We start from the raw sequence: 877 nt of genomic DNA on the forward strand, positions 1-877 counted from the left end.
TTTCTTAGTTGGCAAGCAGATGGATAAAGAAGGCGCAACTGCCAGACAGCGTAAAGGTTTATTGTTGATAAGCCTGACAGTTAACTTAGGAATACTAGCGTACTTCAAATATAACAATTTCTTCATTGATGTAAGTAAGCAGGGTTTGGCATTGCTCGGAATAGACATGCCGGAGTTATATCACCAGCTTCTGTTGCCTGTAGGTATTTCTTTCTACACGTTTCAAACGCTAAGTTACTCTATTGATTTATATCGGCGTAATATTTCTCATGAAAACTCATTCGTAAAGTTCGCCGTGTTCGTCTCTTTTTTTCCTCAGTTGGTCGCGGGACCGATTGTCAGAGCGAAAGATTTTCTTCCTCAGTTACATGCAAAACTAAGTCTTTCTAAAGAAAATGTGAACCTAGGGCTATGGCTTATTTTTCTTGGCTTGTTTAAGAAAATAGTGGTTGCTGACTTGCTGGCATACCTTGTTGTGGATGCTGTTTTTGCAAATCCAGAGAATTACTCTAGTTGGGATTTACTTGTAGGGCTTTATGCGTATGCATTTCAAATCTATTGTGACTTCTCGGGATATTCTGACATCGCTATTGGGATAGCTTTGATATTGGGTTTTCATTTGCCAATCAACTTTAATCGCCCTTATCTTGCTCAAACGCCTTCCGATTTTTGGAAGCGTTGGCATATATCCTTGTCAAGTTGGTTGAGGGATTACCTTTATATTTCCTTAGGTGGTAATCGCGGTGGTAGGTTCTTCACCGCTCGAAACCTTCTTTTAACTATGTTATTAGGTGGTTTATGGCATGGCGCTGCTTGGAACTTTGTTCTTTGGGGGGCTTTTCACGGGATGATTTTGGTGATGTCTCGGAATGTTCGT

At 40.5% G+C, this 877-nt stretch carries 1 protein-coding gene; it reads left to right on the top strand.

Annotated elements, in window-relative coordinates:
* Positions 1-19: 19 nt before the first annotated feature.
* On the top strand, positions 20-877 hold an 858-nt coding region (locus tag A3751_RS01055), incomplete at its 3' end, for an MBOAT family protein (protein WP_197466079.1).

The organism is Oleiphilus sp. HI0080, assembly GCF_001635135.1.